The organism is Pseudomonas sp. WS 5410 (assembly GCF_012985645.1).
Lineage (GTDB): Bacteria > Pseudomonadota > Gammaproteobacteria > Pseudomonadales > Pseudomonadaceae > Aquipseudomonas > Aquipseudomonas shahriarae.
This window is the reverse complement of sequence record NZ_JAAQWS010000003.1, coordinates 115,456-131,712: the sequence shown is the minus strand read 5'-3', so window position 1 is coordinate 131,712 and position 16,257 is coordinate 115,456. Positions and strand designations below refer to the sequence as shown.

Genomic DNA, 16,257 nt, shown 5'->3' with positions numbered 1-16,257 from the left:
GTTTTTGTAGGGTTTTTCTGTCATATCAGCCAACAAATCCCGGCTAGACCTTTGTGCCAGTGGGCGAGTGGGTTAGCATCGCTCCCCGAAGAAATAGTGCAGCCCTGCTGGGGCCCGCATCAAAATAAAATGAGTCAGGGGACTTGGTGATGAAAAAGTATCTTTCGATGCTGATGCTCGGCGTGACGGCCCTGCTGGCGGTCAATACGGCCCAGGCCGGGGCGATTGACGAAGCGGTCAAGCGCGGCACCTTGAAAGTCGGCATGGATCCGACCTACATGCCGTTCGAGATGACCAACAAGCGCGGCGAAATCATTGGTTTTGAAGTCGACCTGCTCAAGGCGCTAGCCAAGTCCATGGGGGTCAAGCTGGAACTGGTCTCTACCGGTTACGACGGGATCATCCCGGCGTTCCTGACCGGCAAGTTCGACATGATCGGCAGCGGCATGACCCTGACCCAGGAGCGCAACCTGCGCCTGAACTTCAGCGAACCGTTCATCGTGGTGGGCCAGACCCTGCTGATCCGCAAGGAACTGGAAGGCACTATCAAGTCCTACAAAGACCTGAACGACGAAAAGTACCGTCTGACCTCCAAGCTCGGCACCACCGGCGAGATGGTGGCCAAGAAGCTGATCTCCAAGGCCAAGTACCACGGCTACGACAACGAGCAGGAAGGTGTGCTTGACGTGGTCAACGGCAAGGCCGATGCCTTTGTCTACGACGCGCCGTACAACGTGGTGGCCGAGAAAAAAGTCGGCAACGGCAAGCTGGTATACCTCGAAGAACCCTTCACCTATGAGCCCCTGGCATTCGGCTTGAAGAAGGGCGACTACGACAGCATCAACTTCATCAACAACTTCCTGCACCAGATCAAGCACGACGGCACCTACGATCGCATCCATGACAAGTGGTTCAAGAGCTCCGAGTGGCTCAAGGACATGGAATAAGCTAGCAACCGCGTCGCGCCCATCGCGGGCAAGCCCGCCCCCACAGTTGGAGTGCATTCCAAGGTGGGAGCGGGCTTGCCCGCGATGGCGGCCTGACAGCCGATACACCTCCCGGAACTCGCAATGAAACAGAAAAAAGCCCAATGGCCCTGGCACCTGCTGACCGTGCTGGTGCTGGTCGGCATGGCCGGCGCGTTGTACTACGCCACCTCGCTGATGTCCTACGAATGGCGCTGGAACCGTGTGCCGCAATACTTTGCCTACCAGGCCGAAGAGTCCAAGCGCGCGGCGGATATTTCCACGGTGGTCGAGTTGGTGCGCAAGGGCGACGTGGCTGAAGTCACCCTGCGTAACGATGCAGGCGCCGAGCAGCACCTGACGGTGGCCGAAAACAGCCTGCAAGTAGCCCGTGGCGACGATGTGGCCGAAGGCGATGTGATTGGCGTGACCCGGCATTGGGCGTTGGGCCCGTTGATGTGGGGCTTGTGGACCACCCTGTGGCTGTCTCTGGTGTCGGGGGTATTGGGCCTGTTCATCGGCCTGGCGACCGGTTTGTGTCGGTTGTCGAACAACCCGACCTTGCGCGATCTGTCGACGATCTACGTCGAACTGGTGCGAGGCACGCCGCTTTTGGTACAGATCTTCATTTTCTACTTCTTTATCGGCACGGTGCTGAACCTGTCGCGTGAGTTCGCCGGTATCGCTGCGCTGTCGCTGTTTACCGGCGCCTACGTGGCGGAAATCGTGCGCGCGGGCGTGCAGTCGATTGCCCGTGGCCAAGGCGAAGCGGCCCGTTCCCTGGGGCTGAGTGCCAGCCAGTCGATGCGCCACGTGGTACTGCCGCAAGCCTTCAAGCGCGTGCTGCCGCCGTTGGCCGGGCAATTTATCAGCCTGGTCAAGGACACCTCGCTGGTGTCGGTGATCGCTATCACCGAGCTGCTCAAAAGCGGCCGTGAAGTCATCACCACCTCGTTTTCGCCGTTTGAAATCCTGTTCTGTGTCGCAGGCCTGTACCTGCTGATCAACCTGCCGCTGTCGAAAATGGCCAGCCGGCTTGAGCGGAGGCTCGCCCAAAGTGATTGAAGTCCGCGATCTGGTAAAAGTCTTCGACACCCGTGGGCACGTGGTGCGCGCGGTGGATCACGTCACCACCCAGGTGGCCAAGGGCGAAGTGCTGGTGGTGATCGGTCCGTCCGGTTCCGGCAAATCGACGTTCCTGCGCTGCCTCAACGGCCTGGAGGAGTTCGACTCGGGCTCGGTGAGCATCGACGGCTTGCAACTGGCCGACCCCAAGACCGATGTGAACGCCTATCGCCGGGAAGTCGGCATGGTGTTCCAGCACTTCAACCTGTTCCCGCACATGACCGTGCTGGAAAACCTGTGCCTGGCGCAGAAAGTCGTGCGCAAGCGCGGCAAGAAAGAGCGCGAGGCCAAGGCCCTGGCCTTGCTGGAAAAGGTCGGCATTGCGCAGAAAGCCAACGAGTTCCCCTCGCGGCTCTCCGGCGGCCAGCAACAGCGTGTGGCGATTGCCCGGGCGTTGGCCATGGAGCCCAAGGTCATGCTGTTTGACGAGCCCACCTCGGCGCTGGACCCGGAAATGGTCGGCGAAGTGCTGGACGTCATGAAGACCCTGGCCCTGGAAGGCATGACCATGGTCTGTGTGACCCACGAAATGGGCTTTGCCCGGGAAGTGGCGGACCGTGTGCTGTTTTTCGATCACGGCAAACTGTTGGAAGATGCTGCGCCCGCGCAGTTCTTCGATGCGCCGAAGGACCCACGGGCACAAGCGTTCTTGCGCCAGGTTCTGTAAAGCCCAGGGGCAGGTTCATACCTTGAACTTGCCCACGTACTGCTGAAGGTCCGTGCCCAGGCGTGCCAATTCGATACTCGCCGCCGCTGTCTGTTCACTGGCAGCGGCGGTTTGCTCCGACACATCCCGGACTTTCAATACGCTGCGGTTGATCTCCTCGGCCACCGCACTTTGCTGTTCGGCAGCGGCGGCGATCTGTGGATTCATTTCCTGGATGACCAGCACGGTGCGCGCGATTTCCGTCAGGGCGTCGCCGGCGTTGCGGGTCAGGCCGACGCTGCGGTCGGTCAAGGTGCGGCTGTTGTCCATGATATCGGCGACCTGTTGCGTGCCGCTGTGCAATCCGCCAATCAGCTCTTCGATTTCCTCAGCGGACTGCTGGGTACGCTGGGCGAGGCTGCGTACTTCGTCGGCCACCACCGCAAACCCTTGACCGGCCTCACCGGCACGTGCGGCCTCGATTGCTGCATTGAGCGCCAGCAGGTTGGTCTGCTGGGACACCGACTTGATCACCTCCAGCACACTGCCGATCTTCTGACTTTCCCGCTGCAGGCCCAGCATGGCCTGGCTTGAGCGTGCCATTTCGTGGGCGAGGTGTTCTATGTGTGCCACCGCATCGGCCACCACCTGGTCGCCCAGTTCGGTCTGCTGATTGGCCTGGGTGGCGGCGATCGAGGCCTGTTCGGCGTGCCGGGCGACCTCCTGGGCAGTGGCGAGCATCTGGTTCATGGCGGTCGCCACCTGCTCGGTTTCGTCGCGCTGATTGCTGACGCCGGCCCGGGTTTGCTCGGTAACGGCCGAAAGCTCCTCGGCGGCGCTGGCGATTTGCCGGGCATTGTCGCTGATGCTGCCAATCAGCCCCCGCAGGTTCAGGGTCATTCGCGCCATGCTGCATTGCAACTGGCCCAGTTCATCACGGCGCTGGGTCTGCACATCGTGGCTCAAGTCGCCCTCGGCAATGCGATTGGCCACTGTGAGCGCCCTGCGCAATGGTTTGACGATCTGCCCGGAGATTATCCAGGCGGCGAGGGCGCCGAACAGCAGGGCCGCCCCGGTAATGGCCAGGGTCTGGGTGCGGGCTTGTTCGGCTTCCCGGTCACGGCGCTGAGTCTGGTCCTGAGTAAGCAGGTCGCTTTGTGCCAGTAGCTGGTCCAACTGCTGCTCGAGCTGGTTTTGCGCGGTTTCGGTCGTCAGTTGGGTGTCCCGCAGGCGTGTCAGGTGCGTGCGAATGTTGAGTACGGCATTTTTCAATGCGCTGCTGTCCACGGGTAGCCTCTCCACGGCCGACTGGGCGAGTTCGAGGCTGCGTTCTGCGTCGTTGACCTCCTGGGTATAGACATCCAGGCTGCTGGCGGCCCAGGCCGGGCTCAGGGCGCGGTCTTCGGCCTGTTCGATGGCCAGGCGCAGGCTTTCGACGGCATCGAGGGCTTTTTCGTCTTCCTGGTCCGGCAGGTCGCTGGCCAATTGCGCGAGGACGTCACTGGTGCGCACAGAGCTCTGTTTGAGCTGCTCACGGGCGGTTTCCCGTTGTTTGACCCGCGCGGGGACATCCTTGAGCGTCGTTTTGAAATGCTCGGAGAGGTTCCCCATGCTTTGCAAATACTGCTGGGGTTTCGGCGCTTTCAGACGTTGTGCAAGCTCGGCCAGATATCCGTCGATCTTCTCCATGGACTGGCTCAGTTTGCCAAGGCTGGCCTCGTCGTCCAGGGTGCGGTAGACGATGCGGTCGGCCCTTAGCTCCTCGCCGGCGACCGCCAGTTGGGCGAGAACGGTCAGGGTCTGTGAGCGGTAGAGCGAGGCGGCGAGGGCCTGCCAGCCAGTCAGGGCAATCACAAGGCTCAGGGCCAGCACCAAGGCAAAACCCAGGACCAGTTTGAGGGTGACGCTGGCGTTACCCAGCAGTTGAGTCATTCGACGAAGCATGGCCAACCTCCGGCAAGTGCACAAAGGAAATCAACGTGCCGGGACGCCGAGGGGCGTGGACACAGTGAACCCATTGAACGCTAGTTCCCTTGGGCGCCAGGCGTACCGATCAGGGCCTGAAAAACATGTAGGAAATTTCACAAGCTGCATGCGGCGACCCGGACGGGTCGCCGCGAAGGGGAGGTGTCAGACCCGGAAGCGCCCGACCAACGCCTGCAGATGGGAACCCAGGCGCGCCAGTTCGGTACTGGAGGCGGCGGTCTCTTCACTGGCCGCTGCGGTCTGTTCGGACACATCGCGTACATTCAGCACGCTGCGGTTGATCTCTTCGGCCACGGCGCTCTGTTGCTCGGCAGCGGTGGCGATCTGCTGGTTCATGGCCTGGATGGCCGAGACCGTGCGGGTGATGTTTTCCAGGGCATTGCCAGCCCGGCGTGTCAGCTCGACGCTGCTGTCGGTGAGGCTGCGGCTGCTGTCCATGATGGTCGCCACCTGTTGGGTGCCACTTTGCAGGCCGACGATCAGCTCTTCGATTTCCTCGGTGGACTTCTGGGTGCGTTGCGCCAGGCTGCGCACCTCATCGGCCACCACCGCGAAGCCACGGCCGGCTTCCCCGGCGCGTGCGGCTTCAATGGCCGCGTTAAGGGCCAGCAGGTTGGTTTGCTGGGCCACGGACTTGATCACGTCCAGTACGCTGCCGATCTTGTCGCTTTCGCGCTTGAGGTGGCCCATGGCCTCGGTGGAGTTACCGACTTCGCCGGCCAGGCGCTCGATCTGGGCGATGGCCTCACCGACGACCCTGTCACCTTCGCGGGCCTGCTGGTCGGCGGCGACGGCGGCTTCCGAGGCTTCCTCGGCATTGCGCGCCACTTCCTGCACGGTGGCGGCCATTTCGTTCATCGCGGTGGCGACCTGGTCAGTTTCGACCTTCTGATTGTTGACCCCGGCGCTGGTCTGCTCGGTAACGGCCGACAGCTGCTCGGCGGCGCTGGCGATTTGTGTCACGCCATCACTGATCCCGCCGATCAGATCGCGCAGGCCCATGGTCATGCTTTGCATGGCGCGTTGCAGTTGGCCCAGTTCGTCCTGGCGTTGCGAAACCAGGTCGTGGGTCAGGTCGCCGGCGGCGATGCGCTCGGCGACCTTGAGGGTCTGGCCCAGTGGGATCACGATCTGCCGGGTAATCGCCAAGGCCGCGACGATGCCGCAGAACAGTGCCAGGGCGGTGGCCAGTATCAACAGGAACTTAGCCTGTGCGGCATCGTTGTCGCGGATCACGGTTTGTGAGGCAGTCAGTTTCTTGCTGCGGTCCAACAGCAGGTCGCCTTGCTCAGCCATGGCCTTGAGCGCCGCGGCGCTGGCGACCTGGGAGTCGCGGAACTGGCTGACGGCGGCGAGATAAGCCTTGAGGGAGTCGCTGGCCTCTTGCAGGTTGGCGCCGTACTGCTCAGGCAGTTGGCTGCGCAGGCTGTCGGCGCTCTTCAGGGCATTGGCGATGGCCTCCAGCGCCGGCTGCTCAGCTTCGACCTTGGCGCTGTAGGTGTAGCCACGCACTTGGAAGCGCGCTTGCTGAATCAGCTTGCTCAGCTCGATCACGCTGTTGAACTGGGTGACGCTGTCACCTTGCAGCAGGACTTTTTCGATCTCCGCGATGCGTGCGACGGCGTTGTCGGCGGTAGCGCCGAGTTTGCTGCGGGCATCTTCGCGTTGGGCGCCGGCCTGGACCATGGCGCTGAAGGATTGCCGATACTTGGCAACCGCGGCCAACTGCTCGTCGATCAAGGCGACGTCTGCCGGTTGCTCGATCTGGCTGCGGGCGGTTTTCAGGCCGCTGTCGAGTTTCTCCATCAACTCGTTGACCAGCCCCGGGCCTTGTTCGCCACGGCGCATTTCATAGTCCAGGCGCGCCTGGCGCAGGTCTTTGGTCAGCTCATTGAGGCTGGAAATAAAGCCCAGCTTATCGCCACGGCTGATCACGCCACTCAAGCCTGTCCAGCCGGTGAAGGTGATTAGAAGGGTGAGAAGCAATACCAGGCCAAACCCCACGCTCAGCTTACGATTGACGCTTACATTCCCCAGTTTTTCAGCTAACCAACGGTACATGCGGTGGACTCCCCTGAACAAGGCTTGGACTTATCCTGAGGATATCGGCATGCAAACGCGATTCTGTAGCGACACAAAGCCCTGTGGTAGCTGGCTTTGTGGTGTTTGGAGGGGCGGAATCAGAAGAGGCGAGCGAGCAGCGCGGTAACGGCAGTTTCCACACGCAGGATCCGCGCGCCCAGTTGCACCGGCTGCAAGCCGGCCTTGGCCAGCAAGTCCACTTCGTAGGGAATCCAGCCACCTTCGGGGCCGATGGCCAGGGTCACCGGCTCATCCAGCCCGCGGGGGCAGGACGGGTAGTCGCCGGGATGCCCGACCAGGCCGAGAGTGCCCTGGGCCAGGGCCGGCAGACGGTCTTCGACGAAGGGCTTGAAGCGCTTTTCGATGATGATCTCGGGTAAGACGGTATCCCGCGCCTGTTCCAGGCCGAGGATCAGTTGTTCGCGCACGGCTTCTGGCTCCAGGAATGGGGTTTGCCAGAAGCTTTTCTCGACCCGATAACTGTTGACCAGGACCACCCGTGGCACACCCATGGACGCCACGGTCTGTAGTACCCGACGCAGCATTTTCGGGCGGGGCAGGGCCAGCAGCAGGGTCAGTGGCAATTTGGCCGGTGGCGGCTGGTCGAGGCTGATTTGCAGCTCGGCTTCACCCGACTCCAGGCGCAATAGCTTGGCATTGCCCATCAGCCCGCCAATGCGCCCGACGCGCAGGCTGTCGCCGACCGCCGCACGATGCACCTCCTGCATATGCACCAGGCGCCGATCCCGCAGGATCACCCGGTCGGCCGCGATAAAGTCGGCCTCTTCCAGCAGCAACAGGTTCACGGTTGGGTCGCTGGCGGCTGGTCGTCATCGGCAGGTTGGTCATCTGGGTGTTCGCCACGCTTGCTCACCAGACTGCCAAACAGGATGCCCACTTCAAACAGCATCCACATCGGCACGGCCAGCAAGGTCTGCGAGAAGATATCCGGTGGGGTCAGGATCATGCCGACCACAAAGCAGCCGATGATCACGTACGGGCGGATCTTGCGCAGGTATTGCACGTCGACCACGCCGATCCACACCAGCAGCACCACCGCCACCGGGATCTCGAAGGCCACGCCAAAGGCGAAGAACAGCGTCATCACGAAGTCGAGGTAGCTGGTGATGTCGGTCATCATTTCCACGCCGGCCGGGGTGGCGGCGGCGAAGAACTTGAAGATCAGCGGGAACACCAGGAAGTAGGCGAACGCCATGCCGGTGTAGAACAGCATGATGCTCGACACCAGCAGGGGCACGGCAATGCGCTTTTCATGCTTGTACAGGCCGGGCGCGATAAACCCCCAGATCTGGTGCAAGATCACCGGGATCGCCAGGAACAGCGACACCATCATCGTCAGCTTGAGCGGCGTGAGGAACGGCGAGGACACGTCGGTGGCGATCATCGTCGCGCCCACCGGCAGGTACTCGCGCAGCGGTGTCGAGACGAAGGTGTAGATCTGCTGGGTAAAGGCAAACAGCCCGGCAAAGATCACAAAGATCGCCGCAACACACCGCAGCAAGCGGGTGCGCAACTCGGTGAGGTGCGAGACCAGCGGCATATGCTGGTCGTTTTCCGGTTTATCAGCGCTCATGGGGCTCGCGGCGGCAATGTAGGGTCGTGGGGCGCGGGCGACGCGGCGGGCGTCGGCGCGGGCTCTGCTGGAGGAGCGGGCGTGGCGATCGGGGCCGTCTCGGCCATCGGTGCAATGCTCTGCTCGGCCACCGGTTCAACCGGTGTCGGCGCCTGTTGCTGGGGCGTGAGAATTTTGCGCGCCTCCTGCTCCAGGGACAGAATATGTTCGTTGTGCAGCTGCCGACGAATCTCGTCGGCGCCGATTTCCCGTTCAACTTCCTGTTTGATGGCGTTGAAACTGCGTTTCAGGCGCCCGACCCACAGGCCGGCCGTGCGTGCGGCGCCGGGCAGGCGTTCAGGCCCCAGCACCAACAGGGCAACAAGGCCGACGAGCAGCAGTTCAGAGAAGCTGATACCAAACATTAGTCAGTGCTCACGAGTCTTTGCGGGACGGCTCTTCGACTTTCTCGGCCTGCACGTCGAAGGTACGGCGCTCGGTGATCGGCTGGGCTGCCTGGGGGTGCACAGGCTGCGCCGGCGGGACCGGGTTGGCGCCGGTATCGGCCGGTTTTTCGTCGTCGTTCATGGCCTTGCGAAAGCCCTTGATGGACTCGCCGACGTCGGTGCCCAGGTTCTTCAGTTTCTTGGTACCGAACACCAGGACGACTACCACGAGAATAACGATCCAGTGTTTCCAGTCAAAAATGCCCATGCTGCAATTCCTCAGTCAGAAAGTTATTCAGGCGGACGGGCGCGAGGCCTTTTCGGCGTGCCCGGACAAGCCGAAGCGACGGTCCAGTTCATCCAGCACGGCCTGTGGATGCTGCCCCAGTTGGGCGAGCATGACCAGGCTATGGAACCACAAGTCGGCAGTCTCATAGATGACATCGCTGTAATCGCCGCTGATCTCGGCATCCTTGGCGGCGATGATGGTCTCGACGGATTCCTCGCCGAGTTTTTCCAGAATCTTGTTCAGGCCCTTGTGGTACAGGCTGGCGACATAGGAGCTGTCGGCGTCCGCACCTTTGCGGTCCTCCAGCACCTGGGCCACACGGTTCAGGGTATCGCTCATGTTCAATGTCCTGCCGAGTAAATGGCGTGCGGGTCTTTGAGTACGGGCTCGACGGTTTTCCACGCGCCGTTCTCGAACACCCGGTAGAAGCAGCTGTGGCGGCCGGTATGACAGGCGATGTCGCCGATCTGCTCGACCATCAGCACGATCACGTCGGCGTCGCAGTCCAGGCGCATTTCGTGCAGTTTTTGCACATGCCCGGACTCTTCGCCCTTGCGCCACAGTTTGCCACGGGAACGTGACCAGTAGATGGCACGCTGCTCGGCGGCAGTCAGGCTCAGGGCCTCGCGGTTCATCCAGGCCATCATCAGGATGCGCCCGGTCTTGTGGTCCTGGGCAATGGCTGGCACCAGGCCGTCACTGTCCCATTTGATCTCGTCCAGCCAGTCTTTCATCTTCGACTCCGACAGCCGTGCGCGACCCGCCCCGGCAATGTGCAACAGTGTATAACCGGTCGACCTATCGACGCACGACCAGATAAAGGCCCACGGCGACCATGATCCCGGCCGGCCAATGGCCCAGCTCGTTCAACGGTCCACCGGCGGCAAGCACCGCGCCACCGCCCAGGTGCGCCGCGCCGAGCAGGCGCAGGAACCAGTCGTCCTCGCGCTGGTGCCACGGCGGCGCCGGGTCCTTGGCGTGGGGCTGGGACATGCGCTCCAGCAGGTCGCGGGTCATGTTGGCCAGGTGCGGCAGTTGCTCGACCTGGCTTTGCAGGTTGCCCAGTAGGGTTTTCGGGCTGACCCGCTCGCGCATCCAGCGTTCGAGGAACGGTTGCGCGGTGTTCCACAGGTCCAGGTCCGGGTACAGCTGGCGGCCCAGGCCTTCAATGTTGAGCAAGGTCTTTTGCAGCAGCACCAACTGCGGCTGCACTTCCATATTGAAGCGCCGCGCAGTCTGGAACAGACGCATCAGCACCTGGCCGAATGAAATATCTTTTAACGGTTTTTCGAAGATCGGCTCGCACACGGTGCGGATCGCCGCTTCGAATTCATTGAGCTTGGTCTCGGCCGGCACCCAGCCTGAGTCGATGTGCAACTGCGCCACGCGCCGGTAATCACGCTTGAAGAAGGCAAACAGGTTGCGCGCCAGGTAGTCCTGGTCCTCGGGCGTGAGGCTGCCGACGATGCCGCAGTCGATCGCGATGTACTGCGGGCTCCACGGGTTCACCGTGCTGACGAAGATATTGCCGGGGTGCATGTCGGCGTGGAAGAAGCTGTCGCGGAACACCTGGGTGAAGAAGATTTCCACACCACGCTCGGCGAGCATTTTCATATCGGTGCGCTGGTCGGCCAGGGTCGCCAGGTCGGTGACTTGCACGCCGTAGATGCGCTCCATCACCAGCACCTTTGGCCGGCACCAGTCCCAATAGACCTGCGGCACATACAGCATCGTCGAGCCTTCGAAGTTGCGCTTGAGCTGGCTGGCGTTGGCCGCTTCGCGCAACAGGTCGAGTTCGTCGTAGATGGTTTTTTCGTAGTCGGCGACCACGTCCACCGGGTGCAGCAGGCGTGCATCGGCAGAGAAACGCTCGGCGGCGCGGGCCAGAATGAACAGCCACGCCAGGTCCTGGCCGATGATCGGCTTGAGGCCGGGGCGGATCACCTTGACCACCACTTCTTCGCCGGTTTTCAGCTGTGCGGCGTGCACCTGGGCGACCGAGGCCGAGGCCAGGGGCTCAACGTCGAAACGGCTGAACACTTCGCTGATTTTCTTGCCCAGCTGTTCTTCGATCAGCTTCATCGACTCCTGGGAGTCGAACGGTGGCACGCGGTCCTGCAGCAGCATCAGCTCGTCGGCGATGTCTTCGGGCAACAGGTCGCGGCGAGTCGACAGGATCTGCCCGAACTTGATGAAGATCGGCCCCAGGTCCTGCAGTGCCAGGCGCAGGCGCGCGCCACGGCTCAGGTCCAGGGTCTTGCGCGGGAACCAGCGCCACGGCAGTACATAGCGCACCGCCAGCAGGAACCACGGCAGCGGCAGGGCGAACAGCAGGTCATCGAGGCGATAGCGAATGACGACGCGTTGGATTCGGAACAAACGGCGGACGGCGAGCAGCTTCATGCGTTATCGCTTGGATCAAGGGAGCAGCTCAGGCGCTCGAAGCGCGCCTCAAGCCGTTCCAGGTCGAGTTTGGCCTGGTCGAGTTCACGAAAGCGCGCTTCGGCTTCCCGTTGCCCGACGAGGGTGCGCGATTCTTCGCTCAGGTATTCGGCGAGGTTCTGATTGAGGCTGGCGAAACCCTGCTGGTACCAGCGCGAACGGCTGCGCAGGTGCCCGCCGATCAACTGGGTGGCCACCGGGCCGAGCCAGCGCGACAGCTCGTATTCCCAGTCCAGATCGAGGTCTTGCAGTACCGCGGCGAGGTCCATCAGCACCGCGCTGTCGCCTTCAAGGGTCACATCGGGGCCGTGCAGGATTGCAGTCTTGTCGCGGCTCAAAGCCAGGCGCAGCAGGCTCGCCGCTGGCGCACGCAGGGTGCAGTCGGCATCGGCGGCCCAGTGCGCGGCGAGCATCAGGCCTTCATCGCTGGGCAGGATAAACAGCTGCAAGGCCGGGCTGCTGCAATCGACGGCAATGATCTTGCCGTTCAAGTGCGCCAGCCGCGCCAGGGCGGTGCTGTCCAGGCGCAGGACACGGTTGAGGCCGTGTTCGACGCTGGCGAGAAGGCCGGTGAACAACATCAGGGCTTGATGCCGCGATGCAGGGCAACGATGCCCGAGGTCATGTTGTGATAGGTCACGCGGTCGAAACCGGCCTCGACCATCATCGACTTCAGGGTTTCCTGGTTGGGGTGCATGCGGATCGACTCGGCCAGGTAGCGATAGCTCTCGGCGTCATTGGTGATCAGCTTGCCCATCAGCGGCATAAAGGCGAATGAGTAAGTGTCGTAGACCTTGGACATCAGCGCGTTGGTCGGCTTGGAGAACTCCAGCACCAGTAGGCGCCCGCCCGGCTTGAGCACCCGCAGCATCGAGCGCAGGGCGTCTTCCTTGTGGGTCACGTTGCGCAGACCGAAGGCAATGGTCACGCAGTCGAAATGGTTGTCGGGGAACGGCAGCTTTTCTGCGTCGGCCTGGACGAACTCGATATTGCCCGCCACGCCCTTGTCCAGCAGACGGTCGCGGCCGACCTTGAGCATCGAGCCGTTGATGTCGGCCAATACCACCTGGCCGGTGGGGCCAACCAGCTTGGAGAACTTGGCCGCCAGGTCGCCGGTGCCGCCAGCGATATCCAGCACCCGGTTACCGGTGCGCACGCCCGACAATTCGATGGTGAAGCGTTTCCACAGGCGGTGCATGCCACCCGACAGCACGTCGTTCATCAGGTCGTACTTGGCGGCCACGGAGTGGAACACCTCAGCGACTTTTTCCGCTTTCTGGCTTTCCGGGACGTTCTTGAAGCCGAAGTGAGTGGTGGGTTCGGCATCGCTGCCTTTGCGCTGATCAGTCATATCGCTGTCACCAAAAGAGAATGGGGGCATTCTAATCCCCAAGGCATGCTTTGTCTTGGCAAGGCTGAAGGTAAGATGGGTGGCCACCGAGACCTTTTGCCGCATGGCGGGTGAGTAGGGTGCTCAATACGTCTTTATAACGAGGAGTCATTCAAATGGCCCGCATTCAGATTGAACGTGCCCACGCACTGGGTAAGGAAGCTGCCAGGGCGAAAGCCGAGAAGTTGGCGCATAAACTCAAGGAACAATATGGCCTGGAGCCGTCTTGGTCTGGCGACACGTTGAACCTCAAGCGTTCCGGCGTCAAAGGCACACTGAAAGTGGCCGAGGATTCGTTACGGATCGACGTGGAACTGGGTCTGTTGATGTCGGCCATGAGTGGCACTATCAAGTCCGAAATCGAGAAGGCCCTGGATAAGGCCCTGGCCTGATCTGCGACCGCGCGCCGCATTGGGTGCCGGTCGATTGCGCCGTTCTTAGGGTGCCGATTCTAATTTTTCTCCCTACTTTGTACTCAGCCCTCAACTCCTGTGGGCAGTTCCTCCACCCTTTTATGCGTGAGGTGCACCATGGCCAAAGTTATTTTGAAGAAAAAAATCGACACCCAAATCAGCGCCCTGAGCGACGTTAAAATCTATGCTCGCAAGATCTGGTTGGCGGGTTTGGGGGCTTACGCGAAGGTCGGCAGCGAAGGCAGCGAGTACTTCAAGGAACTCGTTAAGACGGGTCAACATGTTGAAAGTAAAGGCAAAAAAGTTGTGAATGAACAACTTGATGCCGCCAACAGTCAGATTGATTACGTTAAGAGCAATGTCTCCAGCGTCAAAGGTCGCGTCGAAGTGCAACTGGATAAAGTCGAGAAGGCTTTTGACGAGCGTGTTGCAAGTGCCTTGAATCGAATCGGCATTGCGTCTAAACATGACGTGGAGACACTCTCTGCTAAGCTCGATGAGCTAACGGCATTGCTCGAACGTGTCGCGCGTAAACACTAAGGAGACATCGGATGGCTGTTAAAAAGACTACTCAGAAAGAAGGCAGCTCTTGGGTCGGGAAAGTTGAAGAATACTCCCGCAAGATCTGGCTGGCTGGTTTAGGCGTGTACTCGAAGATCGACAGTGACGGTAGCAAACTCTTCGAGACTTTGGTTAAAGACGGCGAGAAGGCCGAGAAGTTGACCAAGAGCACAGTGGGCAAGCAAGTCGATGCGGCCAAGGCGAGCGCGAGCTCTGCCAAGTCCCGTATCAGTGATGCAAAAAAACAGGTACTGGGTACTTGGGGCGAACTCGAAGGCGCACTCGACAAGCGCCTGAACAGTGCTATTTCGCGCCTGGGTGTGCCTAGCCGCAATGAAGTCAAGGCGCTGCACAGCAAGGTCGATACCCTGACCAAGCAAATCGAAAAGCTGACCGGCGCTAAAGTCGCTCCAGTCAAAGCGGCGGCCAAGCCTGCTGCCAAGCCGGCCGCGAAAACGGCTGCGGCCAAACCAGCAGCGAAAACCGTGGCCAAGCCATTGGCCAAGGCCGCAGCCAAACCTGCAGCCAAGCCAGCAGCTAAACCTGCGGCCAAGGCAGCAGCCAAGCCCGCGGCGAAAACGGCAGCAGCCAAACCAGCAGCCAAGAAGCCGGTAGCGGCCAAAGCTGCGGCAAAACCAGCGGCCAAGCCGGCAGCCAAACCTGCCGCCAAGCCAGTGGCCAAAACCGCTGCCGCCAAGCCGGCGACCAAGCCAGTTGCAGCCAAACCCGCTGCCAAACCGGCTGCCGCGAAACCGGCCGCGAAACCTGCTGCAAAGCCCGCGGCGAAGAAACCCGCCGTAGCCAAGAAGCCTGCAGCGCCCAAGCCAGCTGTCGCGGCCAAGCCTGCAACCCCGGCACCTGCGACCAACTCGGCCACTGCGCCGACGCCGGCCGCGGCTACCCCGACTGTAACGCCGGCAACCCCGACGCCATCCAGTCAGTCCTGATTTTCGGGGGACGTGTAAAAACGCCCGGCCTTAAAGGCCGGGCGTTTTTTTTGGCGGGTGGAATACCGACAGTGATACACGTCTAACGGTCGGGCTCGCCTGGGGCCTCGGATTCGCGGCAGGTTTGCATCAGCAGGTTGTTGAGTACCTTCAATGCCTGGGGCCGCCTCGGGGTTGATCGGTAGAGCAGAACAATCTCCCGCTGGTAGGTGTTCGTGTGGCTTGTTGGTGTTGCGTACACATCGTCGGTCTTTAACCCGGCCCATGCCGGCACCAGGGATACGCCCATGCCCTTGGCGACCATCAGGGATATTGCCTCCAAGGCATCCAGATTGCACAGCACATCTGGCTGTAATTGGTGGTCTTGAAGGTACTGCTGGGCGATCTGGCCGCCCCAGGCATTGGTGTCATAGCTGATCAGCGGGTGGGAAAGAATGGTCGAGGCAATTTCACCGGGTTCGACAGGCGCTTTTGTAAGAATCATCAATGACTCGCGCCGCAACACTTCCAGGGTCAGGGTTTTAGGCAATGCAAAGGGCGGTCGCACCATGATGCCAGCGTCCAACTCGCCGGCGACGACCTGTTCATAAAGGTTGCGCGAATCGCCCGGAGTGATCCGCAGGCGCAAGCGTGGTGCCGCGACCAGCAGTTGTTCCATGACCTGCGGCAGGATACCGGTCAATGCCGTGGACACGGCTCCCAGCCGCAGGTCGCCGGACAGCCCGCCCGCATCCAGTTCGTCGTGTAGTTGTGCACAGCCCTGAATCAGGGCGCGAATGCTCGGCAAGAGTACAAGGCACTGCTCGGAAGGACCGACAGAATGGGCCGCTCGGTTGAGCAATTCGCAGGAAAGAGAGCGTTCAAGCGCCTGGATACGCTGGCTGATCGCCGGGGCGGTAAGGTTTTCCCTGCGCGCCGCTGCGGCGATTGAGCCCGTCTCGATGACGGCAATCAAACTTTCGAGAAATCTGATATCCACAAGAATCCCTTTCGCTGAGAGATATGTAATACGGTTTTTTATAATGATGCTACGTCGTTACTCTTTAATCGTCATTATAAAACCCGGGCATGTTACATGCGGTCAATCTTTCGTATTACCTATCATGTTACAGAGCTTGATGGTGCCACCTATCGGTCTGGTTAGGTATTTGCACGAATTTGAAACCCTGCCCGTGGTTCACTGCCCTGGCCGTCTGCATCAGGTAGCGTGGGGCTCGGGGGCTCTTGAGAAGGAAAAGAAAGCGTCGGTGATCGCAGTGCTCAAGTGTGTGTTTGCGATCATATTCAAAGTTACCCATATCGTTATGCGCTATTCGTCGATCAGGGTTTTTGGTGATGGTTACTTCAAAGAGGCTGCCGGCGTAATACATTGGCGCCCGTGATAATTGCCAA

19 protein-coding genes are annotated in these 16,257 nt (G+C 61.0%); 7 read left to right on the top strand and 12 right to left on the bottom strand.

All coding sequences use genetic code 11. From position 1 onward, the window contains the following. Positions 1-149: 149 nt before the first annotated feature. The 3 genes from HBO24_RS06425 (at position 150) to HBO24_RS06415 (ending at position 2,757) form a co-directional block, all read left to right on the top strand. On the top strand, positions 150-947 hold the full coding sequence (locus tag HBO24_RS06425; protein ID WP_057437194.1) for a transporter substrate-binding domain-containing protein: 798 nt from the start codon (positions 150-152) through the stop codon (positions 945-947). 123 nt (positions 948-1,070) lie between these two features. Continuing rightward, positions 1,071-2,030, top strand: a complete 960-nt coding sequence (locus tag HBO24_RS06420; RefSeq protein WP_057958060.1) for an amino acid ABC transporter permease — start codon at positions 1,071-1,073, stop codon at positions 2,028-2,030. Continuing rightward, on the top strand, positions 2,023-2,757 hold the full coding sequence (locus HBO24_RS06415; RefSeq protein ID WP_057437198.1) for an amino acid ABC transporter ATP-binding protein: 735 nt from the start codon (positions 2,023-2,025) through the stop codon (positions 2,755-2,757). The genes HBO24_RS06420 and HBO24_RS06415 overlap by 8 nt, the downstream gene beginning before the upstream one ends. Before the next feature lie 15 nt (positions 2,758-2,772). Here HBO24_RS06415 and HBO24_RS06410 read toward each other — a convergent pair whose 3' ends face one another. From HBO24_RS06410 to ubiE, 11 genes are all read right to left on the bottom strand, one after another. Next, positions 2,773-4,680 carry a methyl-accepting chemotaxis protein gene (locus HBO24_RS06410; protein ID WP_057437200.1) on the bottom strand — a complete coding sequence of 636 codons (1,908 nt, stop codon included), beginning with the start codon at positions 4,678-4,680 and terminating at the stop codon, positions 2,773-2,775. Between the two features lie 186 nt (positions 4,681-4,866). Beyond that, positions 4,867-6,783, bottom strand: coding sequence for a methyl-accepting chemotaxis protein (locus tag HBO24_RS06405; RefSeq protein ID WP_170059442.1), 1,917 nt, complete (start codon positions 6,781-6,783; stop codon positions 4,867-4,869). A gap of 119 nt (positions 6,784-6,902) precedes the next feature. Next, complete coding sequence (locus HBO24_RS06400) at positions 6,903-7,610, bottom strand: 16S rRNA (uracil(1498)-N(3))-methyltransferase (RefSeq protein ID WP_115127194.1); 708 nt, start codon at positions 7,608-7,610, stop codon at positions 6,903-6,905. Next, positions 7,607-8,398, bottom strand: a complete 792-nt coding sequence (tatC, locus tag HBO24_RS06395) for a twin-arginine translocase subunit TatC (protein WP_029295992.1) — start codon at positions 8,396-8,398, stop codon at positions 7,607-7,609. The genes HBO24_RS06400 and tatC overlap by 4 nt, the downstream gene beginning before the upstream one ends. Beyond that, entirely contained in the window at positions 8,395-8,802 is a 408-nt protein-coding gene (gene tatB, locus HBO24_RS06390) for a Sec-independent protein translocase protein TatB (RefSeq protein ID WP_170059441.1), read from the bottom strand. Before tatB ends, tatC begins: the two co-directional genes overlap by 4 nt. Before the next feature lie 10 nt (positions 8,803-8,812). Beyond that, positions 8,813-9,091 carry a twin-arginine translocase TatA/TatE family subunit gene (locus HBO24_RS06385; protein WP_038445371.1) on the bottom strand — a complete coding sequence of 93 codons (279 nt, stop codon included), beginning with the start codon at positions 9,089-9,091 and terminating at the stop codon, positions 8,813-8,815. 27 nt (positions 9,092-9,118) lie between these two features. Further along, positions 9,119-9,451, bottom strand: a complete 333-nt coding sequence (locus HBO24_RS06380; protein WP_029295998.1) for a phosphoribosyl-ATP diphosphatase — start codon at positions 9,449-9,451, stop codon at positions 9,119-9,121. Positions 9,452-9,453: 2 nt separating this feature from the next. Further along, on the bottom strand, positions 9,454-9,846 hold the full coding sequence (gene hisI / locus HBO24_RS06375) for a phosphoribosyl-AMP cyclohydrolase (RefSeq protein ID WP_029296001.1): 393 nt from the start codon (positions 9,844-9,846) through the stop codon (positions 9,454-9,456). Between the two features lie 64 nt (positions 9,847-9,910). Next, the gene (gene ubiB, locus HBO24_RS06370) at positions 9,911-11,515 is read right to left on the bottom strand and encodes a ubiquinone biosynthesis regulatory protein kinase UbiB (RefSeq protein WP_057437208.1); all 1,605 of its coding nucleotides are present in this window, start codon (positions 11,513-11,515) and stop codon (positions 9,911-9,913) included. Then, the gene (locus HBO24_RS06365; protein ID WP_170059440.1) at positions 11,512-12,135 is read right to left on the bottom strand and encodes an SCP2 sterol-binding domain-containing protein; all 624 of its coding nucleotides are present in this window, start codon (positions 12,133-12,135) and stop codon (positions 11,512-11,514) included. The genes ubiB and HBO24_RS06365 overlap by 4 nt, the downstream gene beginning before the upstream one ends. After that, a complete protein-coding gene (gene ubiE, locus HBO24_RS06360) occupies positions 12,135-12,905 on the bottom strand; it encodes a bifunctional demethylmenaquinone methyltransferase/2-methoxy-6-polyprenyl-1,4-benzoquinol methylase UbiE (RefSeq protein WP_003209306.1) in 771 nt (256 codons plus the stop codon). The genes HBO24_RS06365 and ubiE overlap by 1 nt, the downstream gene beginning before the upstream one ends. A 155-nt stretch (positions 12,906-13,060) precedes the next feature. On the opposite strand from ubiE, the gene HBO24_RS06355 reads away from it, so the two are divergent. From HBO24_RS06355 to HBO24_RS06345, 3 genes are all read left to right on the top strand, one after another. Further along, the gene (locus HBO24_RS06355; protein WP_038445377.1) at positions 13,061-13,336 is read left to right on the top strand and encodes a polyhydroxyalkanoic acid system family protein; all 276 of its coding nucleotides are present in this window, start codon (positions 13,061-13,063) and stop codon (positions 13,334-13,336) included. A 138-nt stretch (positions 13,337-13,474) separates the two neighbouring features. Further along, positions 13,475-13,897, top strand: coding sequence for a phasin family protein (locus HBO24_RS06350; protein WP_057437211.1), 423 nt, complete (start codon positions 13,475-13,477; stop codon positions 13,895-13,897). A gap of 11 nt (positions 13,898-13,908) precedes the next feature. Next, the gene (locus HBO24_RS06345) at positions 13,909-14,865 is read left to right on the top strand and encodes a phasin family protein (RefSeq protein WP_169959925.1); all 957 of its coding nucleotides are present in this window, start codon (positions 13,909-13,911) and stop codon (positions 14,863-14,865) included. 82 nt (positions 14,866-14,947) lie between these two features. Here the strand turns inward: HBO24_RS06345 and HBO24_RS06340 are convergent, their stop codons facing one another. Then, on the bottom strand, positions 14,948-15,844 hold the full coding sequence (locus HBO24_RS06340; RefSeq protein WP_170059439.1) for a LysR family transcriptional regulator: 897 nt from the start codon (positions 15,842-15,844) through the stop codon (positions 14,948-14,950). 169 nt (positions 15,845-16,013) lie between these two features. On the opposite strand from HBO24_RS06340, the gene HBO24_RS06335 reads away from it, so the two are divergent. Then, positions 16,014-16,247 (top strand): hypothetical protein, encoded by a 234-nt coding sequence (locus HBO24_RS06335; RefSeq protein WP_170059438.1) that lies wholly within the window; start codon positions 16,014-16,016, stop codon positions 16,245-16,247. Positions 16,248-16,257: the final 10 nt, after the last annotated feature.

Bases quoted from the DNA above. Each gene is read 5' to 3' on its own strand.
- HBO24_RS06365 (WP_170059440.1), bottom strand. From the start codon at position 12,135: ATGTTGTTCACCGGCCTTCTCGCCAGCGTCGAACACGGCCTCAACCGT.
- HBO24_RS06355 (WP_038445377.1), top strand. From the start codon at position 13,061: ATGGCCCGCATTCAGATTGAACGTGCCCACGCACTGGGTAAGGAAGCT.
- hisI (WP_029296001.1), bottom strand. From the start codon at position 9,846: ATGAAAGACTGGCTGGACGAGATCAAATGGGACAGTGACGGCCTGGTG.
- tatC (WP_029295992.1), bottom strand. From the start codon at position 8,398: ATGAGCGCTGATAAACCGGAAAACGACCAGCATATGCCGCTGGTCTCG.
- HBO24_RS06405 (WP_170059442.1), bottom strand. From the start codon at position 6,783: ATGTACCGTTGGTTAGCTGAAAAACTGGGGAATGTAAGCGTCAATCGT.
- ubiE (WP_003209306.1), bottom strand. From the start codon at position 12,905: ATGACTGATCAGCGCAAAGGCAGCGATGCCGAACCCACCACTCACTTC.
- HBO24_RS06410 (WP_057437200.1), bottom strand. From the start codon at position 4,680: ATGCTTCGTCGAATGACTCAACTGCTGGGTAACGCCAGCGTCACCCTC.
- HBO24_RS06345 (WP_169959925.1), top strand. From the start codon at position 13,909: ATGGCTGTTAAAAAGACTACTCAGAAAGAAGGCAGCTCTTGGGTCGGG.
- HBO24_RS06350 (WP_057437211.1), top strand. From the start codon at position 13,475: ATGGCCAAAGTTATTTTGAAGAAAAAAATCGACACCCAAATCAGCGCC.
- HBO24_RS06425 (WP_057437194.1), top strand. From the start codon at position 150: ATGAAAAAGTATCTTTCGATGCTGATGCTCGGCGTGACGGCCCTGCTG.
- HBO24_RS06385 (WP_038445371.1), bottom strand. From the start codon at position 9,091: ATGGGCATTTTTGACTGGAAACACTGGATCGTTATTCTCGTGGTAGTC.
- HBO24_RS06380 (WP_029295998.1), bottom strand. From the start codon at position 9,451: ATGAGCGATACCCTGAACCGTGTGGCCCAGGTGCTGGAGGACCGCAAA.
- HBO24_RS06420 (WP_057958060.1), top strand. From the start codon at position 1,071: ATGAAACAGAAAAAAGCCCAATGGCCCTGGCACCTGCTGACCGTGCTG.
- ubiB (WP_057437208.1), bottom strand. From the start codon at position 11,515: ATGAAGCTGCTCGCCGTCCGCCGTTTGTTCCGAATCCAACGCGTCGTC.
- tatB (WP_170059441.1), bottom strand. From the start codon at position 8,802: ATGTTTGGTATCAGCTTCTCTGAACTGCTGCTCGTCGGCCTTGTTGCC.